The sequence below is a fragment of the Kocuria marina genome (genome assembly GCA_014652975.1).
Lineage (GTDB): Bacteria > Actinomycetota > Actinomycetes > Actinomycetales > Micrococcaceae > Kocuria > Kocuria marina.
The window spans coordinates 49023-68188 of the sequence record BMZV01000006.1; the positions used below are offsets into that span (position 1 = coordinate 49023).

A 19166-nucleotide genomic window follows, 5' to 3' on the forward strand; every position below is an offset into this window, starting at 1 on the left:
GTGACATCCTCCCCCACCTCAGGCTCCCCCTCTCGGCGGTGGCGGGGAATCCTCTTCCCCCCACCGAATCACGAGAACCGGGACAACCCCATCGGTTCGTCGTTCGCGTTAACCGTGATCGCCGTGTTCGTGCAGGGACTCTCCCGTTTCGGATACAGCCTGCTGGTGGGCAACATCCTGGGCAGTGAGATCCTGGGGCGGGTCAACCTGGCCATCTCCCTGGCCCTGTTCCTGGTCCTGCTGTGGCCGCAGGCCTCGGGCAACGCGGCGGCCAAGTTCATCGCCATGGCGCGCGGTCAGCAACACCGCGAGGAGCAGTTGTCCGTGGCGGTCTACACGTCACGCACCGCGGCCCTGGCCTCGGCGGTGCTGGCCGTGGTGGCGGTCGTGGTGGCCACGTACTTCCTGCACCTGCCCCCAAGCTACGCGCTGTCCGCGGGCCTGCTGGTGATCGCGCTGTCTGCCTACAACTTCGTACGCGGTGTGCGCACCGGCAACAACCAGTTCGTGACCACGGCCGTGTGGGACTGCATCAGCTCGGGGATCACCCTGACCCTCCTGCTCGTGGTGCTGCTGGGTGGTTTCACACCGCTGCTGCTGGTGCCGCTGAGCCTGGGCTACCTGATCTACGCGATCCCGGGCTGGCCGCACCGTTCCGGCGGCCCGCTGCCCACATCCCTCAAACGGCAGATCAACTCGTTCACGGCGTGGGCGTCCATCAACATCCTCACCGCTTCGGGTCTGCTGCAGCTGTCCATGATGCTCGGCAAGCACTACGACACCCCCGCCGCGGTGGGTCAGTACTCCGCCGCGGTGAGCATCGCGACGCCGGCCAGCATGCTCTCTTCCTCCATGCTCGTGGCCCTCGCGCCGGCCGTGGCCCGCATGTTCACCGCCGGGGACATGGCCGGCATGAAACGGCAGCTCGATTCCATCCTGCGGGTCATGGTGCTCGTGTTCCTGCCCGTGTTCGGCGTGGGCATCCTCTGGGCGCCGTACGTGATCCACGGGCTCTACAACGCCCGCGCCGAGGAGTTCACCGGGGCCGTCCCCCTGCTCATCGTCCTGTTCTTCGCGGTCTCCGCCACGAGCTTCAACGCCTCCAACTCGCGGCTCAACGGCGGGGAGAGCTGGGGGGTCCGCGCGCTCGCGGCGTGCAACGCGCTCGGGCTGGCCCTGGGCGTCGCCACCGTCCTGTGGTGGGGTCCGCGGCTCGGTGTCATGGCCGCGGCCATGGGGTACCTGGTCGGCTGCCTCATCAGTGCGGTGGGGCCGCTGATCATTGTGTGGGTCCACGACCGCATGAAGTGGTCCGGTCTCATGCTCCGGGTGGTGTTGGGGTACGTGCTGATCCTGGCCGGGCTGTGGCTCGTGTTCACACACCAGGGCGTGCTCGTGACCGTCCTGGCGACCGTGGGATTCTTGGCGCTGTGGTGTGTGATCTCATGGCGTGATCTCGCACCGCGTGTGGACATGGTCAGGCGCAGGCTCCGTCGCGGCTGACCCGTTCGCGACGGCGGTCGGTTCAGTTCCGCGACCCTGCCGCGAGCGCCCAGCGGTAACGCAGGATCTGGACGGCGCTCGCGGCGACCACCCGCAGGGGTGCCTGCCGGCCCAGCACCCGGGTCCAGCGCTCGGTGAGCAGCGCGTCCGGCGTGGCGAAACGACGTCGCTCGGCCAGGGCCGTGAGCAACTCCTGTTCCCCCGTGCCCGGGGACAATAACCGCGCGACCCGCAGGTCCGCCCGCGAGAGCTGGTCCGCGACGCGCGGCGCGTACTGCGTCAGTTCGCCGAACACGGCGTTCGCCGACCGCGCGTAGTGGGCGTCCCACGCCCCCGAGCGCACGGCATGTTCCAGAGCGGGGAAGAAGTTCACGCGGATGTACTTGAGGATGTAGGCCCGCTTCAGCTCGTCCGGAACCCCTGCGAACCAGGGTTCGCGTGTCAGGTCCAGCGCGGCGGCCACCTCGTCGCGTACTGGGAGGGACTGCCGGGAGACACGCGCGTCGGCATCGGCGTGGACGAGGTAACCGGGCGTGCCCGGCGCGGAGTCGATCCGGCGGGAACCCGCGTAGAGGGCCATGACGAAGGACTGGTCCTCCCCTGTACGCACGGACTCGTCGAACCGGGCGCCCATCTGCCGAGCGGCGTCGACCCGGACGAGGCCGAACGCCGAGCTGCGGTACCCCAGGCGGTCCTTCACGGGATCCAGATCCGAACGGCGCAACGGCCTGACGATGGGGGTGATGTCCACCCTCGGGTTCTCGTGGTGCTGGAAGGGCATGACCAGGTCGCTACCGCGCCGCTCGGCGATCCTGAGCCACCGGGTCACCGCGCCGGGATCGAGGGTGTCGTCGCTGTCCAGGAAACTGATGTAGCGCGCGCTGGTCCGTCGCAGCGCCTCGTTGCGCGGCACGGCCGCGGTACTCCCCCGGTCCTCGGACTCGATGACGTCCACCACGGCGCGTTGCTCGACGCTCAACATGGAATGCACCTGCTCGGCGGTGAGATGATGCGCGACCGCCGTCACCCGGCACTGACCGGGGGCCGCACCGGGGGCCGCACGCAATGCCGAGGACACGGCCCGCTGCAAAGGTCGCGAGGTGGAGTGGACCGGGATCACGATGTCCACGAGCGGCGGTTGCGGGTGTTCGACCATGTCGCAAGGATAATTTACACACGTTTCCCGTCGCCTGGGTGTCCCCTTAAGAGTGCCCGATCCATCCCGCGGCGGCCCGATTCACCCCTGGGCGGCGAGTACGAACGGTAGCACCGCGTCCGCCCCGGCGAGGCGCAACTGCCGGGCCGCGACCGTGAGGCTCCACCGGCTGTCCACGAGGTCGTCCACGAGCAGCACGCTCGCCCGCGGCGCCCGCGCCAACTGTTCCGCGAGGGGCCCCGGGACCAGGAACCGGTCCCGCACCTCGGCGAGCCGGTAGGCGCTGTTGCCGCCGTGGGAGCCGCGGGGGACGTCCGGGTTCAGTTCGAGCGAGCCCCAGAACGGCAGGTGCCCCGCGGAGGCCAGCCCGCGGGCCAGGGAGTCCACGAGCTGTGGGCGGGACAGTGACGGCATGGCCACGACCCCGGTGGGCCGTTCCTGCCAGTCCCACTGCGCCAGGACGGTGATGCTCGCGCGTCCCAGGTCCGCCGTGACCACCGAATCCACGGGATCGCCGTGCTCGTCCGATCGGAAGATCTCCCGCAACCGCTGCCCCCACCCGAGATCGGTGAGCCGGGCCAGGGCGCGGCCGCGTTCGGCGCGTTCCGTTTCCGGGATCTTCCCCTTGGCCTGCAACCCCAATCGATCCATGCCGGTGGGCCACTGCGCGCGCGGTTCCACGGGGACGCCGGCCCGGTGCAGGGCGTCGTCCGCGGCGGCGGAGGCGTCGGAATGCACGGTGGTGGGGTACCACGGCCCGGCGCACACGTCGCACCGACCGCACGGTTCCGCGGTGGCGTCGTCGAGCTGACGGGTGAGGAAGCGCATGCGGCACTCGCTCGTGAACTGGTAATCCATCATGGCCTGCTGTTCCGCGATCCTGGCCTTGCGCACCCGCTCGTAACGCGGGGCGTCGTAGGTCCAGGGCCGGCCCGTGCTCTGCCAGCCGCCGGAGACCCGTTCCACCGCGCCGTCCACCGCGAGCACCTTGAGCAACAGCTCGAGCGGGGTGCGTTTGATGTTGACCCGCGGCTCGAGAGCCGCGACCGACAACGGGCCGCCGTTCTCCGCGAGCGCGGTGAGCACCGCGGTGGCCTTTTCCTCGGTGGGCATGGAGGCGGTGGCGAAGTACTCCCAGATCTCCCGGTCCTCGCCGCCCGGTAGCAGCAGGACGTCCGCGGTGTCGGTCGCGCGCCCCGCGCGGCCCACCTGCTGGTAGTACGCCACCGGGGACGACGGCGCTCCCAGGTGCACCACGAAACCCAGGTCCGGTTTGTCGAAGCCCATGCCCAGCGCGGACGTGGCCACAAGGGCCTTGACCCGGTTCTCCTTCAGGGCGACCTCGAGTTCCTCGCGTTCCGCCGCGTCCGTGCGACCGGTGTAGGCCGCCACGGGATGGCCCGCCTCCGTCAGCGCTCGGGCAGTGTCCTCCGCCGCCCCGATGGTCAACGCGTAGATGATCCCGCTGCCCGGAAGCTGGTCCAGGTGTTCGAGCAACCAGGCGAGCCGTGTGGCGGTGGAGGGCAGTCGCAGCACGCCGAGCCGCAGGGACGCGCGGGACAGCGGACCGCGCAGGGTGAACACCTCGCCGCGGTACCCGGAGCCCACCCCGAGCTGCTCCCGAACGTCCTCGATCACGCGTTCGTTGGCGGTGGCCGTGGTGGCCAGTACGGCCACCGAGTCCGAGAGGTCCGCGAGCAGGTCCTTGATTCGCCGGTAGTCCGGACGGAAGTCGTGACCCCAGTCCGAGATGCAGTGGGCCTCGTCCACGACGAGCAGTCCGAGCCGGGAGACGAGCTGTGGGAGTTGCTCGTCCCGGAAACGGGGATTGTTGAGGCGTTCCGGGGACACCAACAGGACGTCGATCTCGCCGCGATCCAGGGCCGCGGAGATCTCCGCCCACTCGGTGGGATTGGCGGACGAGATGGCCGCGGCGCGGACACCCGCGCGCTGGGCCGCCGCGACCTGGTCCCGCATGAGTGCGAGCAGCGGGGAGATGATCAGCGTGGGGCCGTAGCCCTGGGCCCGCATCAACAGCGCGGACAGGAAGTACACCGCCGATTTCCCCCACCCGGTGCGCTGCACCACGAGTGCCCGCCGGTGCTCCTGGACGAGTGCGGAGATGGCCTCGAACTGGCCGGGGTGGAAATCGGCGTGCGGGTTCCCCGTGAGCTCACGGAGGTGATCCAGGGCTCGGTCCCGGAGGGATGCGGTGTTCTCGTGCGCAGGCGCGATCATGACTCGAGTGTCCCAGCAGGTTCGGACACGCAGAAGCGACCGGAGCGCCCACCACGGCGCGAGGTGCGGCCCTCTGCATCAGGCCCCATGACGCGCCGGGTCGGGCGTACGACCCCTTAACGCGTTGCGTCCGCTGCGCCAGGACTCATTCCCCCGAAGGAGTCCATGCGGCGCAGCGGACGCATATGCCGGAGAACCGGCGCGGATCAGGTCCGCTCGAAGCACATGCCCCCCGGCATGAACCTCGTACCGTCGCGTCACGGGTGACCCGGACACACCACGCCCCCCCAGCGTGGAACGCGTACGAATCCGTCATGGACGTACGGCCCGTATTCCCCCCGGTCATGACCGCACATCACTGAATGTCCCGTGTTGCGACATGAATATGCTGGCACGCCCGCTCCAGGATTTCCAGCGGTCACCGCGTCGCGCAAGACCCATCGCAGTTTTGTGGACAAATCAACTCAAGCGTATGTTCTCCCATGTCGGAGGCCGATTCCCTGCTTCCATTGCGCGCAATCGACCGGACGGCGGCGCTGATTCGTAGCGCAAAATGGGGACAGCTCGGACGCCCCGAATGCCCGTCATGGGGACCCGTGTCAGTGGTCGTCGTCCTTCTCGACCCGCTCGGCGTTCCGCTGACCGTGCGTCAACCGCTCGATGTCCGCGTGGCTGTCGAAGTTCGACCCGAGAGCACCGGCGATCGTGCCGAGCGAGGCAGAGAGCCACGCGATGTCCACGTAGTTGTTCAGCGAGGGAGAGACTCCGATCACGGATTGCATGTATCCGACTTCGATCACCACCAGAGCGGCCACGAGGATCCCCGCCATGAGCACGGTGTAGAACGTGAGAACCGTCACGAGCAGCGTGGCGATCGTGGAGGCGTTGTACATCGCGGCCTCCACGCGACTGCCGAGCCGCCGGGGCGGGTCCCACAGGCGGTTGCTGAACATCAGCCACCCCACCATGGCCCCAACCGCCAGGAGCGAGATCAGGGCGAGCCGCCACGAGGGCAACGCCAGGGACATCTGCCAGATGGAGGAGTAGAACACGCCGAACGCGCCGGTGGCCGACGCCGCCGCCCACATGCGCTTGAGCTTGGTGACGTCCTGGAACGGCTGGTTGGTGCGCACCATGCCCAGGACCAGGCGGATGCGACCTGGCCACCACCACGGCGACGCAATGAACACGGAACGCCCGGTGTCCACGTCCTGCTCGTGGACCACTCCGAAGCGCACACGCCGGTCCTGGACGTCCGGGAGGTCCTGATGGGCCAGGGTGTCCAGGGAGTCGAAGATGGCGCGTTCCAGTTTGGTCGTGAGCCCCCGCCAGCCCAGCGCGGGCAGCGAGATGATCACGAGCCCGTCCTCGAAGTGCAGCTCCGCCATCTTGGGCAGCTTGCCCGCCCGCCGGGGGATCTCCGTGATCACGACCTGGAAATCGGCCTCACCCTCGCGGGACCACGCGCGCACGGCGTCCACGTCCAGGCTGTTGTCGGGGCGCAGGGGGATGGTCCTGTCCCGGCGCACGAGCTGGTAGTCCCCGGAGCCGTCCCCGCCGTGGCGGTGCTGCAATCGACTAAAGATCGCGGAGCACAGCCCGGGATCGGTGAAGACGTCTACGTGATAGGCCGGGTCCATGCGCCCCATGATCCCAGCCCGCCGGCTCGCCCCACAATCGACAGTGGACTTACCGTTGCGTGACGCCCCCGTCCGTGCGGATCCCGGGCACACTGGTGCCATGGACATGACCGTGACCCGCACCGGCCCCGCTCGCCCGGCGGACGTGTGGCAGCACTACGAGCGCCTCGATCTGTGGACCGTGTGGGCTCCCCACCTCACGAACGTCCGCGCCGATTCCGCCACCCTGGCCCCCGGCACCTCGGGCGTGGTCACGGCCCTGGGCCTGGTGCCCGCGGCGTTCCGTGTGATGAGCGTCCGCGCCAACCTGCATTCGTGGTCCTGGCGCGTGCGCGTGGGTCCCATGACACTGGAGCTCACGCACGATGTCGCTCCCACCCCGCGCGGCGGTTCCCGCGCGGACGTCAGGATCCAGGGCCCCGCCCCCGTCCTGCTGGCCTACCGCCCGCTCATGGGCTGGGCGCTCGCGCGCCTCGTACGGGTCGGCCCGGCGCACTGAGCGCGACTCGGCCAGAGGCGCTGCACGCGGGCAGGTCCGGGGCGCCGAAGGCCGCTCGCCCCGGGCCCCGAATGCGAGCGGACACGGAAATGCCCCGCGCGATCGTGATCGCCACGGGGCACATGGTCTCCGGTTCCGGGAGGTGGTGCGCCCTGTGGGGCTCGAACCCACGACCCATGGATTAAAAGTCCACTGCTCTACCAACTGAGCTAAAGGCGCGTGCCCAGCCGCGAGTTCCCGCCACCGAGCACGGCTACTCTACCGCAGCGCGGTCGCATTTCCAGTTCGGGAAGCGGCCTCCCGCGCGGCACCGACGGCAACCACGGGCGGGCCCAGCGGGCCGCACCGCGCGGCGCGACGAGCCACCGCGCCGTGGGCGAGCGCGCGGCGTCGTCGTCGACCGGGCCCGTCCGCAATATGGGACCCTGGGAGGAGACGACACCCGGGGCGTGCGCAGCCCGCCGCGGGGTTCCCGCCGAGCCTTCGAGGAATGACCCATGAGCACCGTCGCGATGTCCAAGCTGGGCCCCTCCCCCGTCACCGAGTACCTGCGCCGCGTGGTGGAGGACCTGCGCCCGCTGACGGACGGCACGGTGAACAATTCCGTCCCGGAGCTCGCGGCCGCGGACGAGAACATCGTGGGGATCGCCGTGGCCACCGTGGACGGCGCGCTCTACCAGGCCGGGGACACCAAGCTCGAATTCTGCATCCAGTCCATCTCCAAGGCCTTCACGTATGCCCAGGCGCTCACGGACCGCGGCCCGGAGGGTGTGTTCGAGAAGATCGACGTGGAACCGAGCGGTGACGCCTTCAACGAGATCTCACTGCAGCCGGAGACGGGACGCCCCGCGAACCCCATGATCAACGCGGGCGCGATCGCGGCGACGTCCCTCGTGCGCAACACGTCCCACGGCACGCGCATGGAACGGATCCTGCGGTTGCATTCCCGATGCGCGGGCCGGCAGCTGCGGATCAACAAGAACATCCAGTCGCAGGAGCACAAGGCCGGGGACCGCAACCGCGCGCTGGGCTGGCTGCTCGCGTCCCGGGGGATCATCGAGGGGGATCCCACCGGCGCGCTCGAGGACTACTTCGGCCAGTGCTCGATCATGCTCAACTGCGTGGACCTGGCCCGCATGGGTGCCACGCTCGCGGCCGGCGGGCGCAACCCCGTGACCGGCGAGCGCGTCCTGGACCCCGAGGTCGTCTCGGACGTGCTGTCCGTGATGAGCACGTGCGGGATGTACGACGACGCCGGGCGCTGGGCCATCCGCGTGGGCCTGCCCGCCAAGTCCGGGGTCAGCGGCGGCGTGATGACCGTGCTCCCGGGGCAGCTCGCGGTCGCGGTGTTCTCCCCGCCCCTGGACCGCCACGGCAACTCCGTGCGTGGCGTGGCCGCATGCGAACGGCTCACCAAGGACCTGGACCTGCACTTCGCCCGCACGGAACGCAACGGGCACTCCACGGTGCGCTCCGAGTACACCCTGGCGGAAGCGCCGTCGTTGGTGCGGCGCAACGAGGCCGCCACCGAGGTGCTCGACGCGCACGGCGAGGACGCTCGGATCATCGAGCTGCAGGGCGATCTGCGCTTCGCCGGGGCCGAGACCGCGGTGCGCACGGTGCGCGACGCCGCCCGCAGGTCCAGTTACGTGCTCGTGGACATCCGGCAGGTGGACGATATGGCCCGCTTCGTCCTGCCCATGCTCAGCCGCACCGCCGAACAGATCGAGAAGACGGGCCACCACATGGTGCTCGTCGCGGAGAAGAGCGGTGAGAACACGCGGAACCTCGAACACCCGCTCACGGTCTTCGCCACGCGCGCCGAGGCCCTCACGTGGGCCGAGGACCAGATCCTGGAGCGCTTCGGCGGCCCCGAGTGCACCCCGGACAAGGTGCACTCCACCCGTTCCGAACTGCTGAGCACGCTCGGCGAGGAGGACGTGGAGCGCATCCGCTCACACACCGAGTCCGTGGGCTGGAAGGCCGGGACCACGGTGTTGCGCACGGGCCAGAAGTTCAACGGCGTGTACATGGTCACGTCCGGCAACATGGAGGTATCCCGGCGCTCACCGCAGGGTGACCGCGTGGAACTGGAGGTGATCGGCCCGGGGATGAGCTTCGGTGAGATCGCCCTGGGTACCAATATGCGCCACCTGGTGAGCTTCACCGCGCTCACGGACGTCTCCGCGCGCAGGCTCTCCCCGGAGGCGATCCAGGAGATCGAGGAGGAGGACCCCCGGCTGGCCCTGCGGTGGTGGCGCGCGGTGTCCCAGCAGGCCCTGTTGCGCATCGAGGAACGCTGGCGTCAGCAGGCCGGGGAGACGCACACGGTCGACTGATCCGCCGAGCCCCGTGAAAGGTGCGCGGCGTACACTCGGGCGCATGTCCGAACGCCGCACGCATCATTCGCCCGTGAAGTTCTCCCCCGAGAAGTTCGACGCCCACGAGGGCGGCACGGACCCCGCCCGAGTGTCGGAGGCGGCCCACCTGGCCGCGCAGGCGCTCGTGTCGCGGGGCCGGGAATCCGAGGATCCGGTGGTCCACGATCGCCTCGTTCGGCTCACGGACGAGCAGGGTCTCGAGGGGATCGCGGAGATGTGGGCGCAGGCCCCCGCGGTGTCCCTCCCGGGTGCGCTGTGGCGGCTCTACGCGCTGCGCGCCGCCGCCCGCAAGGACCCCTACCGCATGGGCCGCTGGTTCGCCGCGGGTAAGCAGACCGCGCAGGTGTCCAACGTGGTCGCGGGCGTCGCGGACCCGCCCGGCGCGGAGGAGATCTGCGAGGTCGCGGACGCCATCCTCTCCGGCGCGTTCGACGGCGAGTTCGACGTCGCTCTCGAACGCTCCGCCGCGTTCTGCCGCGTGATCGCGACGGGCCAGGAACGCACGCTGGACATCTCAAGCCTCGGCGTGCGCGATCCGTGGCGCCGCATCCCCCGCCTGATCCGCACCGCGGAGGAACTCGAGTCCGCGGCCGCCGCGTGGCGCAGGGGTGCGCTCGAGTAAGGGTCTGCCCTCCGCGGGGCGTCCTCGTCCGGACGGACCGCTTTGCGGCACCCCCGGGGTCGGGGATTATGATGGAGGCAGGTGTCGGGTCGTGGCAGCCCCGGGCTCCATCATTTAGCCGCTACGAGCGGCCTTCCGCCGAGAGGCGCTCCCGGTCCGGCACCGCCCCCCCTCAACAAGATCCACATGTCTCCCCGGTTAACTTTCGTTCGGTACAGTGACGGCCGAAAGGTGAACGGTTCAACGGGAGGACGAAACGGATGGCCTTTCGGATCTTCCCGGAGGACGAGCGGGTGACCGAGCTCCTGGTCCAGATGTCCCAGTGCGTGGGCACCGCGGTGGATCAGCTCGCCGAACACATCGGGCAGATCGACAAGACCTGGCAGCGCCCCATCACGGACCTCCTGGACACCGAGGACCGCTGCACCAACCTTTACTTCTCCCTGATGACCACCACGCGCTCCTCGTACGTAGTGCCCATCCCGCGTCAGGACGTCTACATCTTGGGGCAGTGGCTGTTGCGAGCCGTCCAGTGCCTCGTGGCGAGTGCCGAGACCCACCAGCTGTACAAGCTGGAGCGGCCCACCTCGCACGCGACCGAGCAGCTCGCGGTGATCCAGCACATGTCGCTCATGACCACCAAGGCCATGGGCCGGCTGACCAGCTTGAACGAGCTGGACGACTACTGGTTCGAGATGATCCGTCTCACACGCCAGGCCGAACGGACCCACCGGGTGTACCGCGCGAGCTTGCTGGATCAGTTCAAGACGGCCCAGGCCATCCGCCGCATGGACGCCGCCCGCCAGCTCTTCGATGCCGCACGCGCCCTGGGCCAGGTCTCCGCAGAGGTGGGCCGGATCCTCGTGGCAGAGTCCTGACTCGCCGTGACAGAGTTACTGGCCGTCGTAGGCATCCTCCTGACCCTGGTCTTAACGGTCGTCAACGGTTTCCACGACGCCTCCAACGCCGTGGCCCTGCCCGTACGGTTCAACGCCCTGACACCCCGTGTGGCCCTGTGGACCGGAGCGGTGTTCAACCTCATGGGCGCCCTCCTGGTGGGGCTGGTCCTGGACCGGCTGATCTCGTTCGATATCCCCATCCCCCTCAACGACGCGGGCGTGGTGGCCCTGTTGTGTGCCCTGTTCACGGCCATCGGGTGGGACCTCCTCACGTGGTGGTGGCGCATGCCCACGTCCTCCACCGCCGCGATCGGCGGCGCCGTGGTGGGTGCTCTGCTCGGAGCACGCGCCGCGGGGCTCTACGACGAGCACCTGGCCATGGGCTCCTACTTCTCCTGGAACGTGCTGCTGCCCCTGCTGATCTCCCCCGTGATCGCGTTCGGGCTCGCGTTCCTGCTGGTCGTGCCCATCGTGTACCTGGTACGCCACGAGACCCCGGGACGCGTGAACTTCCGCGCCGGGGTCGTGCAGGCCACGGGTGCCGCGGCCATTCACTTCGGACACGGGATCCAGCACGCCCGGCGCACGCTGTGGATCCTCTTGGTCCTCCTGCTGATCGTGAACCCCAACCTCTCCCGGGACAGCATCCCCGTGTGGCTCACGGTGCTCGTGGGGGCGTGTCTCGCGTTCGGTACCCTGCTGGGCGGCTGGCGGATCTCCTACACCCTCTCCGCACGCATCGTGACGCTGGATCCCCTGCGCGGAGCGGCGGCACAAACGGTGTCCGGCGCCCTGCTGTTCGTAGGGGGGTTCCTCTCCCCCATTCCGCTCTCTACGTCCCAGACCACCACCGCGGCGATCCTGGGCGCGGGTTCCGCCCAGAAGTTCCGCACCGTGTATCACGCCACCGTGCTGCGGGTCATCGCCTCATGGGTCGCCACGGTACCCGTGTGCGGCCTGGTCTCCGCCATCCTGTTCCTGGCGGCCTCCCCGCTGATCCAGGTCCCCGCGGCCTGATCCGTACCCGCGGTTCGCTCGGGGCACGCGTCACGATCGGGGGCACGCGGAGGCTGACGACGTCGCACGGTGCGGATCGCTGCGCGCTCCCGGTGCGTGCGTCGTCGTACCCCCGGGTCCCGCCGGAGCGCCGTCGTGCCCCCGGGCGTGCACGCGAACGGTGCCCTCCGTCTCGGAGGGCACCGTTCGCGTGCGCGAGGACGCGGATCAGCCGAAGCGGCCGGACACGTAGTCCTCGGTGTCCTTCTTCTGCGGGTTGTTGAAGATGTCCGTGGTGGGCGCGTACTCAATCAGACGGCCGGGCTTGCCCGTGCCCTCGATGTTGAAGAACGCGGTCTTGTCCGACACACGGGACGCCTGCTGCATGTTGTGGGTCACGATCACCACGGTGTAATCGGTCTTGATCTCGTTGATCAGGTCCTCGATCGCGAGCGTGGAGATGGGGTCCAGCGCGGAGCACGGCTCGTCCATGAGGATCACGTCCGGCTTGACCGCGATTGCGCGGGCGATGCACAGCCGCTGCTGCTGACCACCGGAAAGACCGGAACCGGGCTTGTCCAAACGGTCCTTGACCTCGTTCCAGAGGTTCGCGCCGCGCAGCGAGCTCTCCACGAGCTCGTCCGCGTCCTTGCTCGAGATGCGCTTGTTGTTGAGCTTCACGCCCGCGAGCACGTTGTCGCGGATGGACATCGTGGGGAACGGGTTGGGGCGCTGGAACACCATGCCCACCATGGAGCGCACGGTCACGGGGTCCACGCCCTTGCCGTAGAGATCGTCCCCGTCCAGCAGCACCTTGCCCTGGGCGTAAGCACCCGGGATCACCTCGTGCATGCGGTTGAGGGTGCGCAGGAACGTGGACTTGCCGCAACCGGAGGGACCGATGAACGCGGTGACCGAGCGGGGTTCGATGTTCATGCTGACGTCCTGGACCGCCAGGAAATCGCCGTAGTAGACGTTGAGGTTTTCGACGTCGATTCGTTTCGACATGGGTGTGTTTCCTTAGATCGAATGGTCGGCCAGCACTCAGCGGCCGGCGGTCTTGGGAGCGAAGGCCCTGGCGATCAAGCGTGCCACGAGGTTGAGCAGCATCACGATCACGATCAGGATCAGCGCCGCGGCCCAGGCCCGCTGCAGGGACGGATCGGGGTTCGTGGGCGAGGTGGGCGTCATGATCTGGTAGTAGATGAACGTGGGCAGCGTGGTCATCCAGCCGGAGAACGAGTTCCAGTTGATGGCCGTGGCGAAGCCCGCGGTCACGAGCAGCGGCGCCGTCTCACCGATCACACGGGCGATCGCGAGGGTCACACCCGAGGCGATACCCGAGATGGCCGTGGGGATGACCACCTTGAGGATGGTCCGCCACTTGCGCACACCCAGCGCGTAGGACGCCTCGCGCAGTTCGTTGGGCACGATCCGCAGCATCTCCTCGGTGTTCTTGACCACCGTGGGGATCATCAGCACGGTCAGCGCGACCGCCGCCACGAACCCGGTACGGGTCGAGGGGCCGAAGATCATGCCGAACAGAGCGGCCGCGAACAGACCAGCCACGATGGACGGGATACCGGTCATGACGTCCACGAAGAACGTGATGGCCTTGCCGAGCCAGCCGCCCCGGGAGTACTCCACGAGGTAGATCGCGGTGAGCAACCCCACGGGCACCGACATGAGCGTGGCCCAGAACGTGATGGACACCGTACCGATGATCGCGTGGTAGGCGCCGCCCATCACCTGACTGGGCGCATCGGCCTGGTTGTCGTGGAAGCCCGTGACCCCGTTCATGGAGGTAAACAACATGTTGGAGGTCAGACCGGGGATGCCGTTGGCGAGCACCGTCCAGATCACGGAGATCAGCGGGATCACCGCGAGGATGAAGGCGGCATAGACCAGGAAGGTCATGAGCGAATCGGCCCCGGCGCGGGAACCCTCGATCATGCCCACGGCCAGCGGGCCGACCACCAGGAAGATCACGGTGGCGAACAGGGCCCACAGCGCGATGCTGAACCCCACCAGAGCGGCAAGCGCGGCCCCCGCTACGATCGCGGCCACGCCGATGACGGGGACGAGCCACTTGGGGCGCTGACCGCGGGTGAGCCTTGACTGGCGGACGGGTGAGGTTCCGGGTTGGGTGGACGTGGTCATCAGTTGGCCCCCGAGAATTCCTTGTAGCGAGCGATGATGGCGCGGGCGATCATGTTGACCACGAGGGTGATCAGGAACAGCACGAGACCGGCCGCGATCAGTTCGGACAACCGCAGGCCGTAGGCCTCGGGGAAGTTCAGCGCGATCTCCGCGGCGATTGTCTGGTTACCGGACTTGATCAGGGACGCGATCATGGGCCCGGAGGACAGCACTAGGGCCACCGCCATGGTCTCGCCGAGCGCGCGGCCCAGGGCCAGCATGATCGAGGAGATGATCCCGGGGCGCGCGAACGGCAGCACGGCCATCCGGATCATCTCCCACCGCGTGGCCCCCAGTGCCAGCGCGGCCTCCTCGTGGAGCTTGGGCGTCTGCGTGAAGATCTCGCGGGACATGGACGTGATGATCGGCAGGATCATGATGGCCAGCACGATGCCTGCGGTGAGCATGGTCTTACCCGTCTGGGACGCGGGCCCGTCGAAGATGGGGATGAAGCCCAGGTGCTCGGTGAGCCAGTTGTACAGCGGTACGAGCGCCGGCGCGAGCACCGTGGCACCCCACGCGCCGTAGATCACGGAGGGAATGGCCGCGAGCAGGTCGATCACGTAGCCCACCGGCTTGGAGATCTTGGCCGGTGCGTAGTGGGAGATGTAGAGCGCCACCAGGATGCCCACGGGTGTGGCGATCAGCAGGGCGATCACCGCGGCGATGAGCGTGCCCACGATGAGCGGCCAAATGTAGTGGAAGAAGCCCTGCCCACCGGTGATCTCCTCGGCGGGGGCGGCGAACGTGGGCAGCGCCTGCAGCAAAAGGAATAGCGCGACGGCCGCGAGCACCGCGAAGATCAGGATGCCGGCGGCCAGGCTGAGTCCGGAGAAGACGGAGTCACCGGCACGTCCGGCCGAGGACTGCCGGGTCCCCGGTTTCTGGGCGCTGATGGTGGTGGACATGAACCAGTCCCTTCGATCAAGGTGTGGAACGAGCTGAGCGGTGAATTCGGACAGCGTAGGACGTGGCGGTCCGAGATGACCGCGTGCGTGGCTGCGGCGCCGACGCGCGATGACACGCCGGCGCCGCACTCACACGTCGTCGGGGCGGATCAGCCCTTCGCGGTGATGGAGTCCACGGCCGCCTTGGCCTGGTCGCGCAGGGTCTGGCTCAGCGGGGCGGAACCGGCGGAGTCCGCAGCGGCCTTCTGCCCGTCCTCGGAGATCACGTAGTTCTCGAAGGCCTTGACCAGGTCCGCGGTCTCCTGGGAGTCGTACTGGGAGCACACGATGTGGTAGGAGATCAGCACGAGCGGGTACGCACCGGATTCCTTGGTGTCGCGCCCGATGTTGATCGCGAGGTCGTGCTCGCCGCGGCCCTCGGCCTGGGCGGAGACCTCGACGGCCTTGGCGGCGGCCTCGGGCGAGTGGGTCACGTACTGGTCGCCCACCTTGATCGCGGCGGTGCCGAGATCGCCCACGGCGGAGGAGTCCGCGTAGGTCACGGCGCCCTCGGTGCCGGAGGTCGTGGAGACCACGCCGGAGGTGCCCTTGTTGTTCTCCGCCGCGTACTCGGAGGGCCAAGCCTGTGCCGGGTCCTTGGTCCACTCCTGCGGAGCGGCCTTGTGCAGGTAGTCGGTGAAGTTCTCGGTGGTCCCGGAGTCATCGCTGCGGTGCACCACGGTGATCGGGGTGTCCGGGAGATCGGCGTCCGGGTTCTGCTGCTTGATCTGCTCGGCGTTCCAGCGCTTGATCTCACCCTTGAAGATCTTGGCGATGGTGGGGGCGTCCAGGTTCAGGGACTCGATACCGGGCAGGTTGAACGCTACGGAGATCGGGGAGATGTAGACCGGGAGGTCCATGGCGCCGTCGGGGCCGCACTGCTGCTTGGCCTGCTCGACCTCGTCGTCGGAGAGGTAGGCGTCCGAGCCGGCGAAGTTCGCGCCGCCCGCCAGGAAGGCCTTGCGCCCGGCGCCGGAGCCGTCCGGGGAGTACTGCACGGTGGAGCCGCTGTTAGCGGACTGGAAGCCGTTCTGCCACGCGGTCATGGCGGCCTGCTGGGAGGACGCCCCGATGCCGGTCAGCGTTCCGGACACGCCGCTGCTCTCGCCCGAGCCCCCGCCGCTGTTGGTGTTGCCGGTGGCGTTGTCGGAACCGCAAGCGGTCAGAGCGAGGGCACCAATGGCCAGGACTGCGGCCGAACGGCCGACATGCGAAACCTTCACTGTATTTCCCTTCGAAAGCGTGAACCGGGGAGCCCGGTGGGTGCGGACAACCGGATCTTGGAGTCCAACGCCGCTGCGTCCGCAGCGCGCCCGGGAATTACCGTAGGCAGGCGATATTGACAGATGCGGCCGGGAAGGTGAACTGGCGGTTAACAACCCCTGTGACCGGCGCCACCCCTGGCCACGGCGCCGCCCGGTCACGCGTCCCGCGCGGTACGCGTCCGTCCGAGGCGCCCGCCTAGGATGGGAGCCATGACGTCCTCGGAAGCAGCTCAGTACCGCTCCCGATTCCGTCGTGTTCCCGAGGTCGTGGGCAAGCGCGGGCGCTCCGGCTGGGCACGCATGACGTCCGGTTTCTTCCAGGCCGTGCAGATGACCGTGGCGGCCGTTGGCGCGTACGTGATCGCGGAACGACTGCTGGGCCATCAAGGCCCCATCTTCGCCGCGACCGCCGCGCTCGTGTCCCTGGGGTACGCCAAGGGCGGGCTGCGCTATCGCCGGGTGCTGGAGGTCTCGATCGGGTGCACCCTGGGGATCGTGATGGGCGATCTGCTCATCCAGGTCCTGGGCCATGGTGAGTGGCAAGCGGCCCTCGTGTTGCTCCTGTCCCTCTTGCTCGCCCGGTTCCTTGACAACGGCGCGATCTTCACCACGCAGATGGGGCTGCAGTCCGTGCTGGTGGTGCTCCTCCCGCCATCGCAGGACGGCGTGTTCGCGCGGTCCTTCGACGCCGTGGTGGGGTGCCTGTGCGCGCTGCTCCTCGCGTACGTGATTCCCCAAGACCCGCGCCGCGAACCGCGCCAGGACCTCAGCAAGCTCATCGTGGAGTTCACCCAGGTGCTCACGGACTGCTCCCGTGCGGTCTCGGACACCGATTCGCGCCTCGCGTGGCACGCCCTCGTGCGGGCTCGTCAGACGCAGCCGCTCGTGGACTCGGTACGCTCGGGGCTCACGGCCTCCCGGGAGATCGCCCACGCATCCCCTCTGCACCGCCGGCACCGCCGCGAGATCGACGACCTGAGCGAGAGCATCCGGTACGTGGACCTCGCCGTGCGCAACTCGCGCGTGTTCGCACGCCGCCTCGCGTCCGTCCTCAACCGCGTCTCCCTGTCCGACGACGCCGTGGCCTCCCTCTCCGAGGCCCTCGCCGATCTCTCCGACGCCATCCTGAGCCTGGATCACACGTTCTCCGCGAGTCACCCCCAGACCCGTGAAAGCTACCTGCGCCAGACGCGCAATGAACTGATCTCCGTGGCCGGTCGCCTGGAACCCGGGCTCATGGGGGTGCGGACCATGGAGGGCGAGGCACTCGTGCTGCTGATCCGTCCGTTGGTCGTGGACCTGTTGGAGTCCACCGGTCTCACCCACGAGGAGGCGATCCGGCACCTGCCCACGCTGGGCGGTCGGTGACCGAGCCACGGATCCGTGCCGCTTATGCGCGTCAGATCCGCCCCCTACGGTGACAGCATGAGCGCGAAGACCAGGAAGCCGTCCGTCTCCTACCGGTGCACGGAATGCGGCTGGACCACGGCCAAATGGGTGGGCCGGTGCGGTGAGTGCCAGTCCTGGGGCACCGTGCAGGAGATCTCCACGAACCTGGAACACGGGCGCACCCGGGCCGCGGCCAGCGTGGCGGTGCCCGCTCAACCCATCGGCCAGGTGGATTCCTCGGTGGCCCGCTTCACCCCCACGCGCGTCACCGAGTTCGACCGCGTCCTGGGCGGCGGACTCGTGCCCGGTGCGGTCATCCTGATCGCGGGGGAACCCGGCGTGGGTAAGTCCACGCTGCTCCTGGACGCAGCCGCCAAGGTGGCGGGCGGGCCCGATCCCCGCACCGTGTTGTACGTGACCGGGGAGGAGTCCGCGGCGCAGGTCAAACTGCGGGCCGAGCGCATCGATGCCCTCTCGGAAAAGCTGTACCTCACCGCGGAGACCGACCTCTCCGCGGCGCTCGCGCAGGTCAAGGACTTAAAACCGGAACTGTTGATCGTGGACTCGGTGCAGACCCTCGCGAGCCCGGAGATCGAGGGTTCGGCGGGCGGGGTGAGCCAGGTGCGGGAGGTCGCGGCGAGCCTCATCCACGCCGCCAAGACCCGGAACATGACCACCCTGCTCGTGGGCCACGTGACCAAGGAGGGTTCGATCGCCGGTCCCCGGTTGCTCGAACACCTCGTGGACGTCGTGTGTCAGTTCGAGGGGGACAAACACTCGCGCATCCGCCTACTGCGGGCCGTGAAGAACCGGTTCGGCCCCACGGACGAGGTCGGGTGCTTCGATCTCGAGGAGAACGGTATCCGCTCGGTCTCGGACCCGTCCGGCCTGTTCGTCTCCCGCACCCCCGTCCCGGTCGCGGGAACATGTCTGAGCGTCACCGTGGAGGGGCGCAGGCCGCTGCTCGCGGAGGTCCAGGCCCTGCTGGACAAGTCCAGCACCGCGCAACCCCGACGGGCCACCTCCGGCCTGGACGGTTCCCGGGTGGCCATGCTGCTCGCGGTGTTGCAGCGCCGGGCGGGCGTGGCCCTCGCGACCATGGACTGCTACGTGTCCACCGTGGGCGGTGTGCGGCTCACCGAACCCGCCACGGACCTCGCGGTGTGCATGGCGCTCGCGTCCGCCGCCCAGGATCGACCGCTGCCCCAGCGGCTCGTGTGCTTCGGGGAGATCGGACTGGCCGGTGAGGTCCGCCCCGTACCCGAGATCAACCGCAGGATCCAGGAGGTCGCCCGGCTGGGCTTCACCCACGCCGTGGTCCCGGCATCCCCCAACGGACCCGGCAAGATCCCTCCGGGCTTCTCCGTGCGTGAGGTCACCACCGTCTCACAGGCCATGGAGCTGCTCTTCCCGCCGCGGCAGGGCTGAGTCC

General features: G+C 68.8%; 15 protein-coding genes and 1 tRNA gene. 8 read left to right on the top strand and 8 right to left on the bottom strand.

The window, feature by feature from the left end:
• Entirely contained in the window at positions 1-1503 is a 1503-nt protein-coding gene (locus tag IE157_RS11595; RefSeq protein ID WP_318281463.1) for a lipopolysaccharide biosynthesis protein, read from the top strand.
• 22 nt (positions 1504-1525) lie between these two features.
• Here IE157_RS11595 and IE157_RS11600 read toward each other — a convergent pair whose 3' ends face one another.
• The 3 genes from IE157_RS11600 to IE157_RS11610 all read right to left on the bottom strand — a co-directional run bounded on the left by IE157_RS11600 (position 1526) and on the right by IE157_RS11610 (position 6537).
• A complete protein-coding gene (locus IE157_RS11600; protein ID WP_167318813.1) occupies positions 1526-2659 on the bottom strand; it encodes a glycosyltransferase in 1134 nt (377 codons plus the stop codon).
• A gap of 81 nt (positions 2660-2740) precedes the next feature.
• Complete coding sequence (locus IE157_RS11605) at positions 2741-4897, bottom strand: RecQ family ATP-dependent DNA helicase (RefSeq protein ID WP_193520050.1); 2157 nt, start codon at positions 4895-4897, stop codon at positions 2741-2743.
• Positions 4898-5496: 599 nt separating this feature from the next.
• Positions 5497-6537 carry a hypothetical protein gene (locus IE157_RS11610; RefSeq protein ID WP_193520051.1) on the bottom strand — a complete coding sequence of 347 codons (1041 nt, stop codon included), beginning with the start codon at positions 6535-6537 and terminating at the stop codon, positions 5497-5499.
• 100 nt (positions 6538-6637) lie between these two features.
• On the opposite strand from IE157_RS11610, the gene IE157_RS11615 reads away from it, so the two are divergent.
• Positions 6638-7036: an SRPBCC family protein gene (locus IE157_RS11615; RefSeq protein ID WP_193520052.1), complete on the top strand. Its 399-nt coding sequence runs from the start codon at positions 6638-6640 to the stop codon at positions 7034-7036.
• Positions 7037-7179: 143 nt separating this feature from the next.
• Here the strand turns inward: IE157_RS11615 and IE157_RS11620 are convergent.
• Positions 7180-7255, bottom strand: a tRNA-Lys gene (locus tag IE157_RS11620).
• Positions 7256-7533: 278 nt separating this feature from the next.
• On the opposite strand from IE157_RS11620, the gene glsA reads away from it, so the two are divergent.
• The 4 genes from glsA (at position 7534) to IE157_RS11640 (ending at position 11955) form a co-directional block, all read left to right on the top strand.
• Entirely contained in the window at positions 7534-9375 is a 1842-nt protein-coding gene (glsA, locus tag IE157_RS11625; RefSeq protein ID WP_193520053.1) for a glutaminase A, read from the top strand.
• A 43-nt stretch (positions 9376-9418) separates the two neighbouring features.
• Positions 9419-10039, top strand: a complete 621-nt coding sequence (locus tag IE157_RS11630; protein ID WP_193520054.1) for a hypothetical protein — start codon at positions 9419-9421, stop codon at positions 10037-10039.
• A gap of 260 nt (positions 10040-10299) precedes the next feature.
• Positions 10300-10917 carry a hypothetical protein gene (locus tag IE157_RS11635; RefSeq protein ID WP_035959144.1) on the top strand — a complete coding sequence of 206 codons (618 nt, stop codon included), beginning with the start codon at positions 10300-10302 and terminating at the stop codon, positions 10915-10917.
• Positions 10918-10923: 6 nt separating this feature from the next.
• A complete protein-coding gene (locus IE157_RS11640; protein ID WP_193520055.1) occupies positions 10924-11955 on the top strand; it encodes an inorganic phosphate transporter in 1032 nt (343 codons plus the stop codon).
• A gap of 207 nt (positions 11956-12162) precedes the next feature.
• Here IE157_RS11640 and pstB read toward each other — a convergent pair whose 3' ends face one another.
• From pstB to pstS, 4 genes are all read right to left on the bottom strand, one after another.
• Entirely contained in the window at positions 12163-12942 is a 780-nt protein-coding gene (pstB, locus tag IE157_RS11645; protein WP_064846305.1) for a phosphate ABC transporter ATP-binding protein PstB, read from the bottom strand.
• Between the two features lie 36 nt (positions 12943-12978).
• On the bottom strand, positions 12979-14094 hold the full coding sequence (pstA, locus tag IE157_RS11650; protein WP_085108135.1) for a phosphate ABC transporter permease PstA: 1116 nt from the start codon (positions 14092-14094) through the stop codon (positions 12979-12981).
• Positions 14094-15041 carry a phosphate ABC transporter permease subunit PstC gene (gene pstC, locus IE157_RS11655; RefSeq protein ID WP_064846307.1) on the bottom strand — a complete coding sequence of 316 codons (948 nt, stop codon included), beginning with the start codon at positions 15039-15041 and terminating at the stop codon, positions 14094-14096. The genes pstA and pstC overlap by 1 nt, the downstream gene beginning before the upstream one ends.
• A gap of 149 nt (positions 15042-15190) precedes the next feature.
• Positions 15191-16303, bottom strand: coding sequence for a phosphate ABC transporter substrate-binding protein PstS (pstS, locus tag IE157_RS11660; protein ID WP_064846308.1), 1113 nt, complete (start codon positions 16301-16303; stop codon positions 15191-15193).
• A gap of 252 nt (positions 16304-16555) precedes the next feature.
• On the opposite strand from pstS, the gene IE157_RS11665 reads away from it, so the two are divergent.
• Entirely contained in the window at positions 16556-17713 is a 1158-nt protein-coding gene (locus tag IE157_RS11665; protein WP_193520056.1) for an FUSC family protein, read from the top strand.
• 57 nt (positions 17714-17770) lie between these two features.
• Complete coding sequence (gene radA, locus IE157_RS11670; RefSeq protein ID WP_064846324.1) at positions 17771-19162, top strand: DNA repair protein RadA; 1392 nt, start codon at positions 17771-17773, stop codon at positions 19160-19162.
• The last annotated feature ends 4 nt before the right edge of the window (positions 19163-19166 follow it).